Source organism: Stenotrophomonas sp. LMG 10879 (assembly GCF_002750935.1).
GTDB classification, from domain to species: Bacteria; Pseudomonadota; Gammaproteobacteria; order Xanthomonadales; family Xanthomonadaceae; genus Stenotrophomonas; species Stenotrophomonas lactitubi_B.
In genome coordinates, this window is record NZ_PEJT01000013.1 from 118,640 (window position 1) to 139,285 (window position 20,646).

General features: G+C 67.4%; 19 protein-coding genes. 8 read left to right on the forward strand and 11 right to left on the reverse strand.

Annotation, left to right across the window (positions count from 1 at the left end):
* Positions 1-732 precede the first annotated feature (732 nt).
* On the reverse strand, positions 733-1,953 hold the full coding sequence (gene dksA, locus CR919_RS18205) for an RNA polymerase-binding protein DksA (RefSeq protein ID WP_099821208.1): 1,221 nt from the start codon (positions 1,951-1,953) through the stop codon (positions 733-735).
* Positions 1,954-2,226: 273 nt separating this feature from the next.
* Here dksA and yidD point away from each other — a divergent pair, with 273 nt between their 5' ends.
* The 3 genes from yidD to CR919_RS18220 are packed head-to-tail and all read left to right on the forward strand — an operon-like array spanning position 2,227 to position 4,677.
* Positions 2,227-2,481 (forward strand): membrane protein insertion efficiency factor YidD, encoded by a 255-nt coding sequence (gene yidD / locus CR919_RS18210; protein ID WP_014037867.1) that lies wholly within the window; start codon positions 2,227-2,229, stop codon positions 2,479-2,481.
* A 1-nt stretch (position 2,482) separates the two neighbouring features.
* Positions 2,483-3,829, forward strand: coding sequence for a dihydroorotase (locus CR919_RS18215; protein WP_099821209.1), 1,347 nt, complete (start codon positions 2,483-2,485; stop codon positions 3,827-3,829).
* Complete coding sequence (locus tag CR919_RS18220; RefSeq protein WP_099821210.1) at positions 3,829-4,677, forward strand: M23 family metallopeptidase; 849 nt, start codon at positions 3,829-3,831, stop codon at positions 4,675-4,677. Before CR919_RS18215 ends, CR919_RS18220 begins: the two co-directional genes overlap by 1 nt.
* Positions 4,678-4,842: 165 nt before the next feature.
* Here CR919_RS18220 and CR919_RS18225 read toward each other — a convergent pair whose 3' ends face one another.
* The 5 genes from CR919_RS18225 to efp all read right to left on the reverse strand — a co-directional run bounded on the left by CR919_RS18225 (position 4,843) and on the right by efp (position 9,123).
* Complete coding sequence (locus CR919_RS18225; protein ID WP_099821211.1) at positions 4,843-5,547, reverse strand: phytoene/squalene synthase family protein; 705 nt, start codon at positions 5,545-5,547, stop codon at positions 4,843-4,845.
* A gap of 11 nt (positions 5,548-5,558) precedes the next feature.
* Positions 5,559-6,254, reverse strand: coding sequence for a phosphoglycolate phosphatase (locus CR919_RS18230; protein ID WP_099821212.1), 696 nt, complete (start codon positions 6,252-6,254; stop codon positions 5,559-5,561).
* Entirely contained in the window at positions 6,251-6,967 is a 717-nt protein-coding gene (gene ubiG, locus CR919_RS18235; protein ID WP_099821213.1) for a bifunctional 2-polyprenyl-6-hydroxyphenol methylase/3-demethylubiquinol 3-O-methyltransferase UbiG, read from the reverse strand. The genes CR919_RS18230 and ubiG overlap by 4 nt, the downstream gene beginning before the upstream one ends.
* Positions 6,968-6,993: 26 nt before the next feature.
* Positions 6,994-8,337: a TRZ/ATZ family hydrolase gene (locus CR919_RS18240; protein WP_099821214.1), complete on the reverse strand. Its 1,344-nt coding sequence runs from the start codon at positions 8,335-8,337 to the stop codon at positions 6,994-6,996.
* Positions 8,338-8,556: 219 nt separating this feature from the next.
* A complete protein-coding gene (efp, locus tag CR919_RS18250; RefSeq protein ID WP_006379771.1) occupies positions 8,557-9,123 on the reverse strand; it encodes an elongation factor P in 567 nt (188 codons plus the stop codon).
* Between the two features lie 97 nt (positions 9,124-9,220).
* Here efp and epmB point away from each other — a divergent pair, with 97 nt between their 5' ends.
* On the forward strand, positions 9,221-10,261 hold the full coding sequence (epmB, locus tag CR919_RS18255; protein WP_099821216.1) for an EF-P beta-lysylation protein EpmB: 1,041 nt from the start codon (positions 9,221-9,223) through the stop codon (positions 10,259-10,261).
* Positions 10,262-10,330: 69 nt separating this feature from the next.
* On the opposite strand, the gene CR919_RS18260 is transcribed toward epmB, so the two are convergent.
* Both CR919_RS18260 and CR919_RS18275 read right to left on the reverse strand, forming a co-directional pair.
* Positions 10,331-12,457 (reverse strand): GGDEF domain-containing protein, encoded by a 2,127-nt coding sequence (locus CR919_RS18260; protein WP_099821217.1) that lies wholly within the window; start codon positions 12,455-12,457, stop codon positions 10,331-10,333.
* 431 nt (positions 12,458-12,888) lie between these two features.
* On the reverse strand, positions 12,889-13,659 hold the full coding sequence (locus tag CR919_RS18275) for an RNA methyltransferase (protein ID WP_099821218.1): 771 nt from the start codon (positions 13,657-13,659) through the stop codon (positions 12,889-12,891).
* Between the two features lie 120 nt (positions 13,660-13,779).
* Here CR919_RS18275 and CR919_RS18280 point away from each other — a divergent pair, with 120 nt between their 5' ends.
* Complete coding sequence (locus tag CR919_RS18280; RefSeq protein ID WP_089236240.1) at positions 13,780-14,607, forward strand: inositol monophosphatase family protein; 828 nt, start codon at positions 13,780-13,782, stop codon at positions 14,605-14,607.
* Positions 14,608-15,327: 720 nt separating this feature from the next.
* On the opposite strand, the gene htpX is transcribed toward CR919_RS18280, so the two are convergent.
* On the reverse strand, positions 15,328-16,194 hold the full coding sequence (htpX, locus tag CR919_RS18285) for a protease HtpX (RefSeq protein WP_099821219.1): 867 nt from the start codon (positions 16,192-16,194) through the stop codon (positions 15,328-15,330).
* A gap of 93 nt (positions 16,195-16,287) precedes the next feature.
* Here htpX and gluQRS point away from each other — a divergent pair, with 93 nt between their 5' ends.
* The 3 genes from gluQRS to phaR all read left to right on the forward strand — a co-directional run bounded on the left by gluQRS (position 16,288) and on the right by phaR (position 18,691).
* Positions 16,288-17,208 (forward strand): tRNA glutamyl-Q(34) synthetase GluQRS, encoded by a 921-nt coding sequence (gluQRS, locus tag CR919_RS18290; protein ID WP_099821220.1) that lies wholly within the window; start codon positions 16,288-16,290, stop codon positions 17,206-17,208.
* 17 nt (positions 17,209-17,225) lie between these two features.
* Positions 17,226-17,966 (forward strand): acetoacetyl-CoA reductase, encoded by a 741-nt coding sequence (phbB, locus tag CR919_RS18295; RefSeq protein WP_089236243.1) that lies wholly within the window; start codon positions 17,226-17,228, stop codon positions 17,964-17,966.
* A gap of 179 nt (positions 17,967-18,145) precedes the next feature.
* The gene (gene phaR, locus CR919_RS18300) at positions 18,146-18,691 is read left to right on the forward strand and encodes a polyhydroxyalkanoate synthesis repressor PhaR (protein WP_099821236.1); all 546 of its coding nucleotides are present in this window, start codon (positions 18,146-18,148) and stop codon (positions 18,689-18,691) included.
* Between the two features lie 81 nt (positions 18,692-18,772).
* Here phaR and CR919_RS18305 read toward each other — a convergent pair whose 3' ends face one another.
* On the reverse strand, positions 18,773-19,711 hold the full coding sequence (locus tag CR919_RS18305; protein ID WP_099821221.1) for a TraB/GumN family protein: 939 nt from the start codon (positions 19,709-19,711) through the stop codon (positions 18,773-18,775).
* A gap of 2 nt (positions 19,712-19,713) precedes the next feature.
* A complete protein-coding gene (locus CR919_RS18310) occupies positions 19,714-20,643 on the reverse strand; it encodes a DUF1684 domain-containing protein (protein ID WP_099821222.1) in 930 nt (309 codons plus the stop codon).
* Positions 20,644-20,646: the final 3 nt, after the last annotated feature.

The window sequence follows — 20,646 nt, forward strand, 5'->3', positions numbered from 1 at the left end:
GTCGGCTCGTCGTTTCCGCGACAGCGGGTTTACGTGCGCCGACGCACTGGTAGCGCCGGGCCATGCCCGGCGGCCCTTTTCCGCGACCGCGGCGGGGTGTCACTTTCTTTGCGCGCGCACCGTGCTGCAGGAGCAGCGCGGAACGGCATAGCCGGCCCGCAGGGTGGCGCACATGGATGTGCGCCATCAAGAAAGTAACCAAAGAAACGCGCCGCCATCCGCGAGCCGGCGCTGCGCACCGGTGCCCTGCGCTCCTCGGTGAATCAGGGGACGGCGCCGAACTCGCTGCGCTCAAACAGCGGCGCCTCTTCGCCCCTGATTCCCCTGCGGTGCTCGGCTCGCTACAAGGCGGACCCAACAGCCGCGAGCGCACGCATGACCGCTCCTGGTAGAGCCAAGCCATGCTTGGCTGCTCTTGCTCTTGCTCTTGCTCTTGCTCTTGCTCTTGCTCTTCCCTGCCCCACGGCTTCGACCTGAGCCGAGCGTGGGCTCGGCTCTACAGCGGCCGCACTCGGGAACCCTCTGGAGCGGGTGGGTCACCCGGGCCAGGACCGTTCGCGCCATGGATGGCGCGACCGAGCCCCCAGGATGGGTTTACGGCGTGTCCTGGCCCGGGTGACCCGCCGGCTCGCTCACGGAACAACCAAGGCGCTGCTCTACACAGCCAACTCGATCCCAACAAAAAACCCGGCCGAAGCCGGGCTTTTCGCATGACATCACAACGAACCGGAATCAGTCGCCCTGCTGCTTCTGCAGGTGCTCCCAACGCTCCTGGGCGTCGATGGTGCGCTCGGCGGTCAGGCGCGCTTCGAGGCGCTCCAGGCCGATTTCTTCACCGGTGTCCACGCAGTACCCGTAATCGCCCGCTTCCAGGCGCTTGAGGGTGCTGTCGATCTTGCCGATCAGCTTGCGGTAACGGTCACGGGTGCGCAGTTCCAGCGAGTTCTCGGTCTCGCGGGTCGCGCGCTCGGCTTCATCGCCGATGTCACGCACTTCCTCACGCAGGTTCTCGATGGTCTGCTTGGACTCTTCCACCAGATCGGCGCGCCAGTTCTGCAGGCGCTGGCGGAAGTACTCCTGCTGCAGCGGGCTCATGTACTCCTCGTCCGAGGCCGGCTTGTAGCCTGCCGGCAGGATCGGGCGGCCAGTGGCCTCGTCGGTCTTGTATTCGACGACCTTGTACTTGCTGCGCGGCGCAGGTGCCGACGAACGGGCGGCGACGGCCACAGCGACCTTGCCCACGGGGCGGGTCACGGTCTTCGGAGCGGAATCGGATTTCACGGCGGTTTTAGCAGGCGATTTCGAAACGGGCACGGGATTCTTGGATTGCGGGGCGGTCGATGCTGCAGAAGCGGCGGCCGGGGCCGGCTTGGAGGCCGGTTTGGCTGCTGCCACTGCCGCGGTCTTGGCCGGGACAGACTTGGCCGGGGCCGGCTTCGCAGCTGGCTTCGGTGCGGACTTCACTACAGGGGCCGGCGTCGGCTTGGCAGCCGGCGCGGCGACATTCTTGGCAGCCTTGGCGGCAGGTGCCGGCTTGGCAGGCGCCACCTTCTTGGCTGCCGGCTTCGCAGCAGGCGCGGCGGCAACCTTCTTCACCACCGCCTTCGGCGCCGGCTTGGCTGCTGCCTTCTTCGGCGCCGGCTTGGCAGCGGCCTTCTTCACCGGCGCAGCCTTGCTGGCAACCTTCTTCACCGCCGGTGCCTTCTTGCTGGCAACGACAGGTTTGGCCTTGACCGGCGCAGCGGGTTTCTTCGCCACTGCCGGCTTGCCGGACTTGGCCGGCGCTTTCTTTGCGGTGGCCTTCCTGGCCGCCGGTTGTGAGGATGCCGCCTTGGTCACCGGCTTGCTGGCCGGCTTCTTGGCAACGGGCTTGGCCGCCAACTTCTTCACAACAGGCTTGGCGGTTTTCTTGGCGGCCTTGACGGCCTTCTTTGCAGTTTTTTTAGCAGCCACGAAACGCTCTTCCTTGGATTCCCCGGGGCCCGGGAAAGCGGGCCTTTATAGCCTACCCGACCCGCAGCAGCAACCTTGGGGGCCCGCTCCATTCAGTCCAGGAGTCAACGGGTCCAAGGTGCGGTCCGACGAACACGGACCGCCTTGCGCGGTACGGAACCTGTCCGGCACCTGGAGGGGTGCCGATAGCGGTCGCAGGCCATCTACGACATGCGACCAACGGCCCATCCTGCACAAATGCGGCCTTCATGCCAACTGGCTTAAGATGACTGAGTGATCTCGCGCCTGCTCATCGCCCTGCTGCGCTTCTACAAGCGCTTCATCAGCCCGCTGCTGGGGCCTCGCTGCCGTTTCGTGCCGAGCTGCTCTGAATACGCCATGGACGCCATCTCCCGGCACGGCCCGCTGCGCGGCAGCTGGCTGGCGGCGCGACGGCTGGGCCGCTGCCATCCGTTCCATCCCGGCGGCTTCGATCCAGTGCCCGAATCTCCCAACGCCCCTTCTTGCCGTTGCACAGGAAAACACTGACATGTCCTCCACGCTCATCACCAACGCCCGCCTGGTCAACGAAGGCCGCACCTTCGAAGGCGACCTGCGCATCGAGAACGACCGCATCGCGCAGATCGGCAAGGGGTTGACCCCGCGTGATGGCGAACAGGTGGTGGATGCGGCCGGGCGCTGGCTGCTGCCCGGGATGATCGACGACCAGGTGCATTTCCGCGAACCGGGCCTGACCCACAAGGGTGACATCGCCAGCGAGTCGGCTGCGGCCGTGGCCGGCGGCCTGACCAGCTTCATGGACATGCCCAACACCAACCCGCCGACACTCGACTCGACCATTCTTGAAGCCAAGTACGAGCTGGCGCGCGGCCGTGCCTGGGCCAACTACGGGTTCTACCACGGGGCCAGCAACGACAACCTGGAGGCCATCCGCGCGCTCGACCCGAAGAAGGCGCCGGGCGTGAAGGTGTTCATGGGTGCATCCACCGGCAACATGCTGGTCGACAACCCGGAAACCCTGGATGCGATCTTCCGCGAGTGCCCGACCCCGATCATCACGCACTGCGAAGACACGCCGATGATCGATGCCAACCTGAAGGCCTTCCAGGAAAAGTACGGCGACGCACTGACCCCGGAGATGCACCCGGACATCCGATCGCGTGAAGCCTGCATCAAGTCGACGCGGCTGGCCATGTCGCTGGCGCGCAAGCACGGCACCCGCCTGCACGTGCTGCACATTTCCACCGCCGACGAACTGGCGCTGTTCGAGAAGGGCCCGCTGATCCGCGCCGACGGCAGCCGCAAGCAGATCACCGCCGAGACCTGCGTGCACTTCCTGCACTTCGCCCGCCCGGACTACGCCACCAAGGGCAACCTGATCAAGTGCAACCCGGCGATCAAGGACGTGGCCGATCGCGAGGCGATCACCGCCGCGTTGGCTGACGACGTACTGGATGTCCTGGCCACCGACCACGCCCCGCATACCTGGGAAGAGAAGCAGAAGCCCTATGCGCAGGCGCCGTCCGGCCTGCCGCTGGTGCAGTACGCGCTGGTCGCCGCGCTGGAACGCGTGCACGAAGGCAAACTGACCCGCGAGCAGGTGGTGCAGAAATTCGCCCATGCTCCCGCCCAGTTGTTCGACGTGGAAGAGCGTGGCTTCCTGCGCGAAGGCTACTTCGCCGACCTGGTGCTGGTGGAAGACGTGCCGTTCACGGTCAAGCGCGAGGACGTGCTGTCCAAGTGCGGCTGGTCGCCGTTCGAAGGCACCACGTTCCAATCGCGCATCGCCTCCACCTGGGTCAACGGCCAGCTGGTGTGGGACGGTAGCAAGCTGGTGGGTCAGCCCGCCGGCCAGCGCATGACCTACGACCGCTGATGCGTTCGGCACTCATGTTCGGGGCGCTGCTGCTGGCGGCGCCCCTGTTCCCCGCACCGTCGGCACAGGCGCAGGACGGCATCGGCGACCTGATCGACAGCCGCGTGGTGTTCCCGGCCAGCGCGTCGCAGGGCGCGCTGGTGATCGGCAAGGTTCCCGCAGGCAGCAGCGTGCGCTACGCAGGCCGCGACCTGCGCGTGAGCAGCTACGGCAGCGTGGTGTTCGGCATCGGTCGCGATGAGAAGGGACCGCTGCAGGTGCAGATCCGCCGGCCGGATGGCAGCAGCGAGACGGCCGCCATCACGGTGACGCCGCGCGACTGGCCGACCGAGCGGGTCAACGGCGTACCGCCTAAGACGGTCAATCCGCCGCCGGCCATCGCCGAGCGGATCAAGCGCGAGCAGGCGCAGGTCACCGCGGCGCGCGCGCGGGACGACAACCGCACCGATTTCACCCAGACCTTCATCTGGCCGGTGCAGGGTCGCATCAGCGGCCGCTTCGGCAATGCGCGTGTGTACAACGGCCAGCCCGGTGCCGGTCACTCCGGCATGGACATCGCGGTGCCGACCGGTACCCCGGTGAAAGCACCGGCTGCGGGTATCGTCACCTTCGCAGGCCCGGATCTGTATCTGACCGGCGGTACCTTGCTGCTCGACCATGGCTTCGGCGTCAGCTCGAACTTCCTGCACCTGTCGCGCATCGACGTGAAGGTCGGTGATCGCGTCGAACAGGGCCAGGTGATCGCCGCCGTCGGCGCCACCGGTCGCGCTACCGGCCCGCATCTGCACTGGGGCATGAACTGGTTCGATACCCGCATCGACCCGCTGCTGGTGTTGGAACGGAAGTAACGCCCATCGCCCGTTACGGTGGTGGGCCGCTGCCGTAGAGCCGAGCCCACGCTCGGCTGCAGTTGGCCATGAATAGCCGAGCATAGGCTCGGCGCTACAGACAGCATGCAATCAACCATGCGCGGTGGCGCCGGGCCATGCCCGGCGAGCGCAGCGGCCAATCGTTCAGGCGCGCGCGGCCCACCATACACGCAGCAACGTGCGCACTGGCGTCGCTTCAATCGGCTTGCCGGCGGCCTGCGCCGCCAGGCGGGCACGCGCCAGGCTCGACCACACGCGGCGCGCGCGCGGACCGGGCACACGGGCGCCCCACCCTTTCAGCAGCTGCTGCGCCCAACGCTGTGCGGCATTGCCGGCGTCCTCGTCCAGCAGGCTGCGCGGCACGCCGGCCACGCCAGCGTCCTGCAGGCGCTGGGCCAGGGTCTGCAGCAGCACTGCACGGCCGGCGCCCTTGCGCGGCGTGTCGGCAAACACCACCGCTTCGACCGCAGCCACTGCTTCGGCATAGTTGCCCAGTGCGCGCTCGGCAGCGGCAGCGTCCAGCGCGACAATGCGCGCCTCGACCAGATCCGGCAGCGCCTCGGCCAGCTGCGCCCACGGTGCCCGCACCGGCTCCAGCACGCGTCCCAGCGGATGCCGCGAACGCTGCGCGGCCCAGCTGCGCAGTTCCTCGCCCCACCAGGCCAGCTTGGCGTCGGCCGGCAGCGGGTCGCCAGTGGTGTTGAGCATGTCGTCGAATTCCTGCAGCAGCGCGAACCACGCCAGCGCCACAGGGCGCTGCGGTTCGGCCACGAACGGCTCAGCCACCGACCATTCCGGCCAGCGGCTGCGCCACTTGTCGAGGAAACTGTCCAGCGCGGTACTGCTCACTACGTTGTTCCTTACGGCTGGGCCGGGGTCGCCGGCCGGGTCGGCCAGAGGCTGGCCAGTTGCAGGAGTTCGGCGTTCTCGACCAGCACATCGGCCTGCCAGGCCAACGGGTCATCGCTGTGCAGGCGGTAGCCCCACAGTGCCGCCACCGACGGCATGCCGGCGGCACGCGCGGCGATGATGTCGCGCTCATCGTCGCCGACATACACGCAGTCTTCCGCTGCGATGCCGATCAGCTGCGCGGCGTGCAGCAGCGGCAACGGATGCGGCTTGCGCTCGGCCAGGGTGTCACCACCAACCAGCACCGCGCAACGCTGCTGCCAGCCGTACTGCGGCACGATCAGCCGCGCCAGGTACTCGGGCTTGTTGGTGACGATGCCCCACACCGTACCGGCCGCGTCCAGCGCATCGAGCATGCCGGCGACGCCACCGAACAACACGGCGTGCTGGCCGATCGAGGCTTCGTAGCGCTGCAGGAATTCCGGAATCAGCGCATCGCGCGCGGCCGCTTCCAGTTCTGGAAACGCGGCCGACACCATCGCCCGCGAGCCCTTCGACACCACCGGACGCAACTGCGCCGGATCGATCGGTGCGCGGCCACGCTCGGCCAGCATCACGTCAAGCGTGGCGACGAAATCCGCTGCGCTGTCCAGCAGGGTGCCGTCCAGGTCGAACAGCACCGCACGCGGAAATGCTGCGGCGGTCACGGCGCCTTGACCGCGTGGGCCAGGTAATTGATGTCGGTACGGCTGCTCAGGCGGGCGCGGTTGCGCCACGGCTCGTAGGCCATGCCGCTGACATCGGCCAGCTGCAGATCGGCCTCGCGCAGCCAGCGCGCCAGCTCGGCCGGCTTGATGAATTCCTGGTAGTGGTGGGTGCCCTTGGGCAGCAGCCGCGCCACGTACTCGGCACCGACGATGGCCACGGCAAAGGCCGCAGCGGTGCGGTTGATGGTGGACAGGAACAGATGGCCGCCCGGCTTCAGCAGACGGTTGCAGGCCTCGATGATCGCGCCCGGATCGGGCACGTGCTCGAGCATTTCCATGCAGGTCACCACGTCGAAGCTGCCCGGCTGTTCGGCGGCAAGGTCTTCGGCGGCCTGCACCCGGTAGTCGACGCTGACACCACTTTCCAGTGCGTGCAGGCGCGCGACCTTGACCAGCTCCGGCGCCAGGTCGATGGCGGTCACCTCGGCACCGGCCTGGGCCAGCGCTTCACTCAGCAGCCCGCCACCACAACCGATGTCGAGCACGCGCGCACCACGCAGCGGCGCGCGGTCGGCAACGTACTGCAGGCGCACCGGATTCAGTGCGTGCAGCGGCTTCTGCGGGCCATCGGCGTCCCACCAGCGGTTGGCCAGCGCGGCGAACTTGTCCAGCTCGGCCTGATCGAAATTGGAAGAAGCGTGGGGGGCAGTCATGACGGTTGTCCTTGCGGCGCCTGTACTCAGGCGCGGATATGACGGATGCGCTCGCGCCACTGGCGCGCGTTGGCGATGATGCCCGGCAGGTCCATGCCGACCAGCTCACGCTGCACCAGCTTGGGCTTGCCGGCGATCCAGACGTCGCTGACCTGCTGGCGGCCGGTGGCGTACACCAGCTGCGACAGCACATTGTGCAGCGGCTGGGTCTCCAGCGCGGACAGGTCGACGCAGACCAGGTCGGCCTGTTTGCCGACCTCGATCGAGCCGATGCGCTCGCCGAAGCCCAGCGCGCGGGCGCCACCCAGCGTGGACGCGCGCAACGTGGTCGCCGCGTCCAGCGCGGTGGCGTCGTCGGCCACGGCCTTGGCCAGGATCGCCGCGGTGCGGTTCTCGCTGAACATGTCCAGGTCGTTGTTGCTGGCGCAGCCGTCGGTGCCGATGGCCAGGTTCACGCCGGCGCGCTGCAGGGCGCAGGCCGGGCAGAAACCGGAGGCCAGTTTCAGGTTCGATTCCGGGCAATGCACCACGCTGACGCCGCGCTCGGCGCACAGGTGGATCTCGGCCTCGGTCAGCTGGGTCATGTGCACCGCGATCAGGCGGTCGTTGACCAGGCCGAGGCGATCCAGCCGCGCCAGCGGACGCTGGCCGTGCAGCTTGATCGAATCGGTGATTTCCTGCGCGGTTTCATGGGTATGCAGGTGCACCTGCATGTCGAGCTGGTCGGACAGCATCCGCACCCGCTCGAAATTGGAATCGTTGACGGTGTACGGCGCATGCGGCGCGAACGCGGTGCCGATCAGCGGGTCGGTGCGCCACTGGTCATGCAGTTCACCGGCCTTGGCGAAGTACTCGTCGTCGGTCTTGGCCCAGGCGGTGGGGAAATCGATGATCACCGCGCCGACCAGCGCGCGGAAGCCGTGCTTCTTGTAGACGGCGGCCTGGACGTCACCGAAGAAATAGTTCTCGTTGGCGCAGGTGGTGCCGCCACGCAGCATCTCGGCGATGGCCAGGGTGGTGCCGTCGGCCACGAACTCGGGGCCGATCACCGCCGCTTCCACCGGCCAGATGTGCTGCTGCAGCCAGGTCATCAGCGGCAGGTCGTCGGCGACGCCGCGCAGCAGGGTCATCGGGTTGTGCGTATGTGCGTTGACCAGGCCCGGCATCAGCGCCGCTTCGGGGCGGCTGACCACCTGGGTGGCGCGGAAGCGCGCACGCGCTTCGGCACGCGGCAGGATGGCCACGATCTCACTGCCACGCACGGCGACGGCATGGTCTTCCAGCACCACCGCATGCGGCTCGATCGGAACGACATAACCGGCTTCGATCAGCAGATCGCAGGCTTCGGGGAGGTGCGGGCTATCGCTCATGCGGGCTCACTGGCTATGGGGGAAGGACCGTACGTAGCCTTGGCTCCGACCTGGCGACTGATCACCGGTCAAACGGCTACCGCTGGGCTTCTGGAAGGCAAGCCCCTGAGTCAGGGGCGGCCGCGAAGCGGCGGGGTGTGGGTGCTGGTGAGCGGGGGCCCACGATCCGCATGGCGGATCGTGGGAGCGCCAGCGCGAATGCGCCGGCGCGTACCCGGATTACTTCACGCGTGAGGAGTACTCGCCCGAACGGGTGTCGACCTTGATGATTTCATCCTGGTTGACGAACAGCGGCACGCGCACCACGGCACCGGTTTCCAGGGTGGCCGGCTTGCCGCCGCCGCCCGAGGTGTCGCCACGGACGCCCGGGTCGGTCTCGGTGATCTTCAGTTCGACGAAGTTCGGCGGCTGCACGAAGATCGGGGAGCCATTGAACAGGGTGACGATGCAGGACTCTTCGCCCTTCAGCCACTTCTCGGCGCCGCCCATGCCGGCCTTGTCGGCCTGCACCTGCTCGAAGGTTTCCGGGTCCATGAAGTGCCAGTACTCGCCGTCGCTGTACATGTAGTCCATGTTGGTATCGACCACATCGGCCACTTCCACGTCGTCGGTCGCCTTCATGGTCATTTCGACCGTGCGGCCCGACTTGATGAAGCGATAGCGCACGCGGGTGAAGGCCTGGCCCTTGCCCGGCTTGATGAACTCGGTCTCGGAGATGACGGCCGGTTCATTGTTGACCAGGATCTTCATCCCGTTCTTGACATCGTTCATGCCCGCAGTGGCCATGCTCAAGCTCCTCAAATGGCGAAACCGCCGCGCGTGCGGCGAGCCGGATAGAATGGAAAGCCCACCGGAACCCCGGCGGGCAACTGTTTATGTGTCCATGATAACCGCAGGCCCCCTCTCCATGCAGCTTTCCGCCTTCCCCCGGACCCAGTCGCCAGCGGCGCCCGCGCGCTGGCAGCAGCTGTGGCGGCAGGCCCTGCGCGACCCGCAGGCGCTGCTGGCCCGGCTGGATCTGGATGCCACGGCACTGGGTGTATCGGAGGCGGCCATCGCCCAGTTCGCGCTGCGCGTGCCGGAGGGTTTCGTCGCGCGCATGCGCCGTGGCGATGCCCACGATCCGCTGCTGCGGCAGGTGCTGCCGATCGATGCCGAGATGCGCCCGGCCCCCGGGTTCAGCTTCGATGCGGTGGGCGACGGTGCAGCAAAGAAGGCCACCGGGGTCATCCAGAAGTACCGCGGTCGCGCCCTGCTGGTGGCCACCGGCAGCTGCGCGATCAACTGCCGCTACTGTTTCCGCCGGCATTTCGACTATGGCGCCGAAAATGCCGCCAAGGGGGGATGGCAGGAGGCAGTGCAGGCCATCGCTGCAGACCCGGACATCGATGAGGTGATCCTGTCCGGCGGCGACCCGCTGTCACTGGCCACCCACAAGCTGGCCGAGCTGACCGATGCGCTGCGCGGCATCGCGCATATCCGCCGGCTGCGCATCCATACGCGCCTGCCGATCGTGCTGCCCGAGCGGGTCGATGACGAGCTGCTGGCCTGGCTGGGCAGCCTGCCATGGCCACTGGCGATCGTGGTCCACGCCAACCACGCCAATGAATTCGATGCCAGCGTCGATACCGCGATGGCCCGCCTGCGCGGCATCGGCGCGCAGCTGCTGAACCAGGCCGTGCTGCTGCGCGGAGTCAACGACAGCGTGCAGGCGCTGCAGGACCTGAGCGAGCGCAGCTTCGCCGCCGGCGTGCTGCCCTATTACCTGCACCAGCTGGATCGGGTCGAGGGCGTGGCCCATTTCGAAGTGGACGACGTCCAGGCCAAGGCCCTGATTGCCGGCCTTACTGCGCGGCTGTCCGGCTATCTGGTGCCGAAGCTGGTCCGCGAGCTGCCCGGCGACCCGAGCAAGCGCCCGGTCTGACAGTAGATCCACGCCATGCGTGGATGCTTCTGCCAGGAACGCCCATCCACGCATGGCGTGGATCTACTGTCACGCGCCCGATTCGATCATCCGCACCACCTCGGTGGCAGTGACCGGGTGGCTCAAGCGATAGCCCTGACCGAGGTCGCAACCACGCTGGGCCAGCAGCTCGAACTGCGCCTCCTGCTCGATACCCTCGGCCACCACCGTGATGCCCAGGGCATGGGCCATGGCGATGATCGCCGTGGTCAGGGCCAGATCGTCCGGGTCGCGCTGCATGTCGGCGACGAAGCTCTTGTCGATCTTGACCCCGTCCACCGGCACCTGCCGCAGGTGGCTGAGACCGGAGAAGCCGGTACCGAAGTCGTCCAGCCACACCTTCACCCCCGCCCGGTGCAGGCGATCCAGCAGCTGTGCGGCCAGCATCTCATCGCCGATCACCGCCGTCTCGGTCAGCTCCAGGTGCAGGCGCGAGGCCGGTAGACCCGACTCCTGCAGGCACTGCGCGACCAACGCCGGCAGCTCACCGCCGCGCAACTGCCGTGGCGACACATTGACCGAAACGAACAGCTCGTCACCGGCCACGCCCCGCGGCCACTGCACGGCTTCCATGCAGGCGGCACGCAGCACCTTCGGGCCGATGATCTCGATCAGGCCACTCTGCTCGGCCACCTCGATGAACACCGATGGCGGGATCGTGCCCAGCGTCGGGTGCTGCCAGCGCAGCAGCACTTCCACGCCGACCATGCGACGGTCGCGCATGCGGAAGATCGGCTGGTAGGCCAACCGCAGCTCGCCGCGCTCCCAGGCACCGCGCAGCTCCTGTTCCATGTGCACGCGGCGCTCGACCGCGTGATCCATGGCCCGGCTGTAATAGCGATAGCAGTTCTTGCCGGCCATCTTCGCCTGGTACATGGCGATGTCGCCGTTCTTCAGCAGCGTCGTGGCATCGGCGGCATCGTCGGGGAACAGGGTCACGCCGATCGAAGTGCCCAGGAACAGCTCCCTGCCCTGCACCACCAGCGGCTTGCCCAGCTCGCGCACCAGCACTTCGGCCAGCAACCGCGCATTGGCCGCGACATCGCCATCGCCAACCAGGATCACGAATTCATCGCCGCCGAACCGCGCCAGCACCGCGTCGTCGCCGCCCGCCTCGGTCACGGCACGGCCGATGCGCTGGGCAAACTGCAGCAACGCCTCGTCGCCGGCCTCATGGCCCAGCGTGTCATTGACCCGCTTGAAATCATCGATATCGGCGAACAGCAGGCCCAGCCGGTGATTGGACGCACGTGCGGCCATCAACCGGTGGTCCAGCGCCTCGCGGAATGCCAGCCGGTTGGTGAGCCCGGTCAACGCGTCGGTGTAGGCCATGCGCCGCACTTCGCGGTCATGGCGGGCAATCGCATCACGCATGCGGGCAAAGCCACGCACCAGTTCACCCACCTCGTCGTCGCGGGTGTTTTCGCGCAGCGGCGCCTGGTAGTCACCCGCCTCGATGCGCCGGGCGGCCGCGGCCAGCTCGCGGATCGGCGCCACCAGCGTGCGCTGCACGTACAGGATCACCACCACGCCGATCACCACCAGCAGGCCCAGCATCAGCAGCAGCCAGCCCAGATGCCGGCTTCCCATCTGCTGCAGCCGCTCACCGAGGGTCGCATTGGCTGCCTGCTCACGCTGCAGCACTTCGTCCAGGGCCATGCCGACGCGGACACCACCGATGCGCTGCTTGCCCATCCTGATCGGCATCGCGTTGTCGAGCACCGTGGGCGACTGCTGCACCACCAGCGACTGCGCGGCGATCGCCCCGGCGGCCAGCGGATCGGCCATCGGCCGTCCGGCATCGGGCACCCCGGCCGAGCCGTCGTGGACCAACCGTCCACGGTCGTCGAACACCAGTACATAGCGCACCACCGGCTGCCGCGAAATGCTGCGCACCAACGCCCCGACCTGGTCCAGATCGTTCTTGTGAAGCGGACCGGCAAGCGCATCGGACAGCTCGCGCACCATGGCCTCGCCACGACTGCGCACGCTGCGGTCGAACAGTTCGTGGATGACGCCGTTGCTGAGCGACCTCACCTCGCCCTGCATCGCCGCCTGCCGCCCCAGCAGCACGGCCAGGATCGCCACCACCACCAGCATCGCCCCGCCCATCGCCAGCAGGAATCGGGCCTGCATCCCGGAGCCGAGCAACTTCATTCCACTTCCATCCGCACGCGCGTCGACCTTTGTTTCAATTCATCCAACCACGGCTGCGCATGCGCAACGACGCGGCGGAAACCGGAAGCCCCCAACACCCTCTGCAACGCACTCTGCACCCGTCGACGACAGACGACACGCGGCTGCACGCCGGACGCACGGCCGGACACCGTCGGCGCCGGCCCGGCCACCTGCCGGCCCACACGGCCCACACGGCCCACACGGCCAGGCGCATGATCCTGCGTCATCGCGAGTTGCCCCACTTCGCTGCCCAACGCCCCAACTGTAGAACCGGCGCAGCATGCGCCGTCCCGGCCAGCAGGGCCAAGGCCAGGCTCAGCAGTTCCCCCTGCATTGCCCTACGCAGACCCGACACAAGCATCATCCCCCCGGGGTATCCGGACAGACTACCCGAAAAAATGAGACCGTCGTCAGCTGTCCTTGCTGTTCTTCTGCGCCAAGCGCGCCATGCGCTGGGTATCGGCCAGGATGCCGCGCAGCAGACGCACTTCCTGCTCGCTGGGCTCGCTGCGCAGGAACAGGCGGCGCAGCTTGCGCATCGCCGAATCAGGCGCGCGGCCTTTGTGGAAATCGATCTCGTCCAGGGTCTCGCCCAACTGGGCGAAGAAGCTCTCCATCTGATCGTGGCTGGCCGTCTGCTCGCGACTGTCCGGCCCGGTCGCGGCCACCGGCTGTGCACCCAGCAGCTGCATGCGCACTTCATAGGCCAGCACCTGCACCGCAGCGGCCAGGTTGAGCGAGCTGAACTCCGGGTCGGACGGGATGTGCACTGCGGCGTGGCACAGCTGCAGCTCCTCGTTGGTCAGGCCGGTGCGCTCACGGCCGAACACCAGCGCCACCTCGGCGCCTTCGCTGGCCTTGGCCACGGCGCGGGCGGCGGCATCTGCCGGCAGGAACTCCTCCAGCTGGACCCGGCGCGCCCGTGCGGTGCAGCCCAGCACGAACCGGCAGTCGGCAACGGCTTCGGCCAGGGTGGCCACCACCGGTGCGTCGCCGAGCACGTCTTCGGCGCCGGCCGAGCGCCGGAAGGCCTCTTCATCAAGCGGCTTCTCCGGCGCCACCAGGACCAGGCGGGCCAGGCCCATGGTCTTCAGGGCACGGGCGGCGGCCCCCATGTTGCCGGGGTGTTGGGTCCCGACCAGGACGAATCGGAGGCGGGTAGCGGCAGGAAACTGGGACATGAACAGGGAAAATGTCGAGCTGGACGAAGACCAATGGTAAACTGTGCGGCCGGCCACTGCGCCGGACCCGCTCTTTTCCCCCGCCAGCCCTTCTCTTCTGCCCTTCCGGGAGCCCATGCCATGCAGAAACCCGCCGTAACCGTCATGGTCAAGGCCGCCCGCCTCGCCGGCAACGTCCTCTTGCGCAACATCAACAAGCTCGAGGCACTGAATGTAGTCCAGAAGGGCCGCATGGACTACGCCAGCGAAGTCGATGCGGACGCGGAAAAGGTGATCGTCAAGGAACTCAAGCGCGCTTACCCCGAGTACGGCATCTTCGGTGAAGAAGGTGGCGTGCAGAGCGAGCGTCGCCACATGTGGGTCATCGACCCGCTGGACGGCACCAGCAACTACCTGCGCGGCGTGCCGCACTACTGCGTGTCGATCGCCCTGGTCGAGAACGGCGAGCCGACCGACGCGGTGATCTTCGATCCGCTGCGCAATGAACTGTTCACCGCCAGCCGTGGTGCCGGCGCCGTGCTCAACGACCGTCGTATCCGCGTGGCCGACCGCAAGGATCTGGAAGGCACCATGATCCACACCGGTTTCGCCCCGCGCGAGCGCGCACGCGCCAGTGCACAGCTGAAGTCGGTGGACGCCCTGCTGGTGCACGCCGAGGACATCCGCCGCTCGGGTTCGGCCGCGCTGGACCTGGCCTATGTGGCCTGTGGCCGCGCCGACGCCTACTTCGAGGCCGGCGTGAAGGCCTGGGACATCGCCGCCGGCGTGCTGCTGGTGCGCGAGGCCGGTGGCAAGGTTTGCGACTTCAAGGGCGCGACCCCGGCCCGCATGGACAACCGCGGCCCGGACACCCAGCAGATCGTGGCCGGCAACCTGAAGGTGGCCGAGTCGCTGCAGAAGGTGCTGGTGAACACGGGCTACGCCGCCGAGTTCGACGCGAAGTTCTGATTTTCTGCGTAAAGCGGTTCATGGAGACGGCACCAGCGAAGGTGCCGTTTTCGTTTGTGCGGTGATCGTGCTTGTCACTTTCTTTGCTCGTGCACCGCGCTGCAGGAGCAGCGCGGAACGGCGCAGCCGGCCCGCAGGGTGGCGCACAGGGATGTGCGCCATCAAGAAAGTAACCAAAGAAACGCTCCGCCGGCCGCGAGCCGTCGTGCTTCGCACGTCGGTTTCCTGCGCTCCTCGATCCGTCGAGGGACGGTGCGGGAACTCGCTGCGCTCAGACACCCGCGCCTCTGCGCCCTCGCCGGACCTGCGGTGCTCGGCTCGCTACAAGGCGGACTGGAAGATCAAGATCAACGGCAAGAGCATCCACGCATGGCGTGGATCTACTGGGTGCAGCTGTGGCCTTTGACGTTGGGTCCGCCTTGTAGCGAGCCGAGCATCGCAGGGGAATCAGGGGCGCAGAGGCGCCGGTGTCTGAGCGCAGCGAGTTCGGCGCCGTCCCCTGATTCCCCGAGAAGCGCAGGGCACCGATGCGCAGCATCGGCTCGCGGACTGGCGGCGTGTTTCTTTGGTTACTTTCTTTGCACGAGCAAAGAAAGTGACACCCCTCCGCGGTCGCGGAAACGAGCCGCCGGGCGAGCCCGGCGCCAGCAATGCATCCCCGCAAACAAAAACGCCCAGCGCGAGGCCAGGCGTTCCTGCATCTCCATCGGAGGCCGGAGCTTACGCCGCGGTCGACGCCCGCAGCGCGGCGATGCGCTCTTCCAGCGGCGGATGGCTCATGAAAAGCTTCTTCGCGGTCGAACCGGCAATACCGAAGGCCGCGATCTGCGTCGGCAACGTGCTCTGGCCGTGGTTGAGCTGCAGGCGCTCCAGCGCGGCGATCATCTTCTGGCGACCGGCCAGCGAAGCACCGCCGGCGTCGGCGCGGAACTCGCGGTGGCGCGAGAACCACATCGAGATCATGGTGGCGAACAGGCCGAACACCATCTCCAGCACGAACACGATGATGTAGTAGGCAAAGCCACGGCCGCCGCCTTCGCGGTTGCCGGACAATGCGCTGTCGATCACGCCGCCGACGACGCGGGCCAGCACGATCACGAAGGTGTTCAGCACGCCCTGCAGCAGTGCCATGGTGATCATGTCACCGTTGGCGACGTGGGCGATCTCGTGGCCGAGCACGGCTTCGGCTTCGTCCTCGCTCATGTTGTGCAGCAGGCCGGTGGACACCGCCACCAGCGCGTTGTTGCGGTTCGCACCGGTGGCGAACGCGTTGATCTCCGGGCCGTCATACACCGCCACTTCCGGCATGCCGATACCGGCCGCCTTGGCCTGGCGCTCGACGGTGGCCAGCAGCCAGCGCTCGGTCTGGTTGCGCGGCTCGGTGATCACCACCGCACCGGTGGAGCGCTTGGCCATCCACTTGGACAGCAGCAGCGAGATGAGGGAGCCACCGAAACCGAAGATCGCGGCCATGACCAGCAGGCCACTCATCTGGTTCGAATTGACCCCCAGCAGCGACATCACGATGCTGGCGAGGATCAGGACCGCGAGATTGGTCGCCAGGAACAGGGCAATGCGGGTAAACATGGGAAATTCCGGCTTGGAAGGGGTTGATATCCGTCAATTTGCGGTGCGGTCAGCTTGAATTCAAGCGCCAACCTGACCGACGATTCAGCCTGCATGACCTCCAACCTTCCCTGCGGCCGTTTCGCGCCCTCACCCACCGGCCTGCTGCATCCCGGCTCCCTGCTTGCCGCCTTCGGCAGCTGGCTGCTCGCGCGCCACCATGGCGGCCTGTGGCGGTTGCGCATCGAGGACGTCGACCCACCCCGCACGGTGGCCGGCGCGGCACAGGCGCAACTGCAGGCCCTGGCCGCGTTCGGCCTGGCCCACGACGGGCCGGTGATCTGGCAAAGCGCGCGCGGCGACGCTTATCAGACTGCGCTGGACCGCCTGCTGGCCGATGGCCACGCCTTTGTCTGCCACTGCAGCCGCAGCGATCTGGCCGCCAATGGCGGCATCCATCACCACTGCGTTGCGCGTCAGCCACGAGCGGACCCGGCCGTCCGCTTCCGGGTACCTGCGGGCAGCGTGGTGCATTTCGAGGATGGCCTGCGCGGCCGGCAGCAACAGGATGTCCATGCCGAGGTGGGCGACTTCGTATTGCGCCGCGCCGACGGCTGCTGGGCCTACCAGCTGGCAGTGGTGGTCGACGATGCCGCGCAGGGCGTGGATGAGGTCGTGCGCGGCGCCGACCTGCTCGATTCCACCGCCCGCCAGATCCTGCTGCAGCGGGCGCTGGGCCTGCCGACGCCACGCTACTGGCACCTGCCGCTGCTGCTGGATGCTCCGGGCCACAAACTGTCCAAGTCACTGGCCGCGCTGCCGGTGGAGGCCCGCGCGCCGGTGCCGGTGCTGCGCCGGTTGTGGGAACTGCTGGGCCAGCCGGGCACCGCACTGGTAGGCATCGACGACCGCGATGCGCTGTTGGCCACCGCCCAGCGCAGCTTCGACCCCGGCCTGCTGCCACGCGCGGACATCCTGCTGCCGGCGGGCGCACTTTCCGCGCCGATGTTGCAGAATCCCCCTTCCCCCACCTGATATCCGGACAGCTTTCCATGACATCTCGCGTCGCACTGGTCACCGGCGGAACCGGCGGCATCGGCACCGCCATCTGCCAACGCCTGGCCGACCAGGGCCACCGCGTCGCCACCAACTACCGTGACGAAGCCAAGGCCCGCGCCTGGCAGCAGGCGATGACCGAACGCGGCTACCAGGTGTCGATCTTCCCGGGCGATGTCTCCGACTCCGCCAGCGCCGAAGCCCTGATCCGCGCGGTCGAGGCCGAACTGGGCCCGGTCGAGATCCTGGTCAACAACGCCGGCATCACCCGCGACACCACCTTCCACCGCATGCGCGCGGAGCAGTGGCACGATGTGATCAACACCAACCTCAATTCGGTGTTCAACGTCACCCGCCCGGTCATCGAAGGCATGCGTCGACGCGGCTGGGGCCGGGTCATCCAGATCAGCTCGATCAACGGCCTGAAGGGCCAGTACGGGCAGGCCAACTACGCCGCCGCCAAGGCCGGCATGCATGGCTTCACCATCTCGCTGGCGCGCGAGAACGCAGGCTTCGGCATCACCGTGAACACCATCTCGCCCGGCTATGTGGCCACCGACATGGTGATGGCGGTGCCCGAGGAAGTGCGCGCCAAGATCATCGCCGACATCCCCACCGGGCGCCTGGGCAAGCCGGAAGAAATCGCCTATGGCGTGTCCTTCCTGGTGGCCGAAGAGGCCTCGTGGATCACCGGCAGCAACCTGGACATCAACGGCGGCCACCACATGGGCTGGTAGACGGCGCCAGGGCCTGAGGGCCCGGCGCTGCACCCTGCCGTTGGTCATGCTGCGCAGCACGCAAAGCCTTGTTGCGCAACATTCCGGGCACGGAAAGCCAAGCCTGGCGGGGGCTGGGGCGGTTGCAACCGCTGCTGCACTGCGCCATGCTGCGCGTCTACTGTGACGAGTACCGCTTCATGGCTGCGACCCGCATCATCAAGAAGTATCCGAACCGCCGTCTGTACGACACCGAGATCTCCAGCTACATCACCATCGAGGACGTGCGTCAGCTGATCCTCGACGGCGAAGACTTCGAAGTCCGCGACGCCAAGAGCGGCGACGACCTGACCCGATCGGTCCTGCTGCAGATCATCGCCGACCAGGAGCAGGACGGTGAACCGATGCTCTCCACCCAGCTGTTGAGCCAGCTGATCCGCTTCTACGGCGATTCCCTGCAGGGCTTCATGGGCAACTACCTGGAGCGCAGCATGCAGGTCTTCCTCGACCAGCAGCAGCAGTTCCGTCAGCAGATGGGCAACCTGCTGGGGCAGACGCCGTGGGCGATGATGAACCAGCTGACCGAGCGCAACCTGGAGCTGTGGCAGGAATTCCAGCGCAACATGGGCAGTGGTTTCGGTGGTCCGCGTCCGGGTGGCACCGGAACGGGCACCGGCACCGGCACGGCCGGCAAGCCGAGCGAGCCGACCAGTGGCGCAGGGACCGGCGGCAAGACCCGCCGCTGAGGCGACCCGCCCCGGCTGATACGAAAACGGCGCGCCATGGGCGCGCCGTTTTGTTTTGAATGCCCCACGCGTGGCGTGGATCTACTTCCTGCAGCCCTTGCAGACACGCTCGACCTTGTAGCCCTTCGCGCGCAGCTTCTCCACCACGCCATCGTTGCCCAGCAGGTGCAGGCCGCCCACCACCACCAGCGTGCCGCCCTGCCCGGCCTGCAGGTAAGGCTGCAGCTTGGGCAACCATGCATCGTTGCGGTCGGTATTGATGCGCTGGTAGAGCTGCGGGTACCTCTGGCGCATCTCCACGCCCATCCGGTTCCACAACAGGCGATCATCGCCGCGGCGCCAGGCCTCATGCAGCATCTGCGCCTGGGCATCGCCCTTGCCTGCTTCGTCCAGCGCCTCGGACAGCATCTGCCGCTGCTCCTGCACGCTCATGCCATCGAGCAGGTTGATCTGGCTGGACATGTCTTCCAGGCCTGCAGTCTTCTTGCCAGCCTTCTGCGCCCGCTGCATGAAGTGACGGTCCAGCCCCAGCTCCGGGTCCAGGCCCAGCTTCTGCATCTGGCCCACGGTGATGGTCAGGCCGACGAACCACGCCTTCATGCCCTGCAGCTGCGCCAGTGGCAGTTTGTTCTGCGTCGCATAGGCCTGCAGCTTCTGCCAGGTCGGCGCATCCAGGTCACGCTTGAGTTCGCTGCCATCCTTGCGGGTAGCCACCTGCACCATCTGGCTGGCCATCTGCGGCGACTGCAGTTCCTCCGGCGTCACTTCGAACAGCACGCGCTGCGAGGCTTCGAATGCCTGCTCGACGTCGCTCGACAGCGGATAGTCCTGTGGCTTCAACAGATGGAAAGAACCCAGCAGGTACAGGCGCGCATCTCCCTGCCCGGTGACCTTCCACAGCAGCGGCACCGGCGGCTTGCCCGCCGTGGCTTCGGCCGGCGCATCGCGCGCGATGGCCAACGGGCCAGCGGCGCAGGCAACGAGAAAAACGGCACTACGCAACAACAGTTTCATCAACATGTTCAGCCCTCTCCTTCAGGCAGGTGATACGCCTTCTCGCCCGCTTCCACGCGCAGGTCCAAGCGGTTTTCCGGCGGCGCCAGCGGGCAGGTTGCATAGGCGGTGAACGCGCACGGCGGGTTGTGGGCGTGGTTGAAGTCGATCATCACGTGACCATCGGCGGTGGGCGCACCGGTATCCAGATAGCGGCCAGCAGGATAGCTGCCGTGGCCACTGGTGCGGTCGGCGAAGATCAGGAACAGCGGCTGCCCCGGCTCGCCGATCGCTTCCAGCCGCCAGCTGCGGCCGTCGCGATCGAATTCCACCGCACCGGCGTTGGGCATCTCGGTGGTCAGGCCGGTGATGTCCACGATCGGCAGGGTCTTGCCTGGCGGATGCGCGATGAAACGCGCCTGCACCTGCCATTGCGGACCACCGGGCCAGTACTGCAGGCCTGCGAAATCGCGGCGTGCCGGTGCATCGGCGTGCTTGACCCGCAGCGCATCGCGCGCGCCACGACGGATCAGGCTGAGCTGGCCCTTGCCGCCATCGAAGGCCAGCAGGGTCGGCTGCGGATCCTTGTCGGTATCCATGCGCACGCGCCCGCGCACCGGCTGTCCGTCGAGGGTGACATCGGTACCGGATTCCGGCGTGAACCACCACTGGTCGCCTTCACGCCGCAACAGCCCCAGCTTGGCCGGCCCCACCGCCAGGCGGATGCCGCTGGTGGCACCACTGCCGACGAAGTGCGACCGGTTCTGCAACCAGTGCAGGCCGACCAGCGCGGTCCAGCCATCGGGCCGGGTCAGGTCCTGGTAACGCAGCACCCGCCATTGCTGTTGCTGCGCGGCGAAGGCCGGATCCTCAACCGCGGCCGGTGCCGGCGTCGGCGCCGGGCTGCAGGCCGCCAGCAACAGGGCCGCCAGCAGGCCGCCCGTTCTCCAAAGTCGCATCGG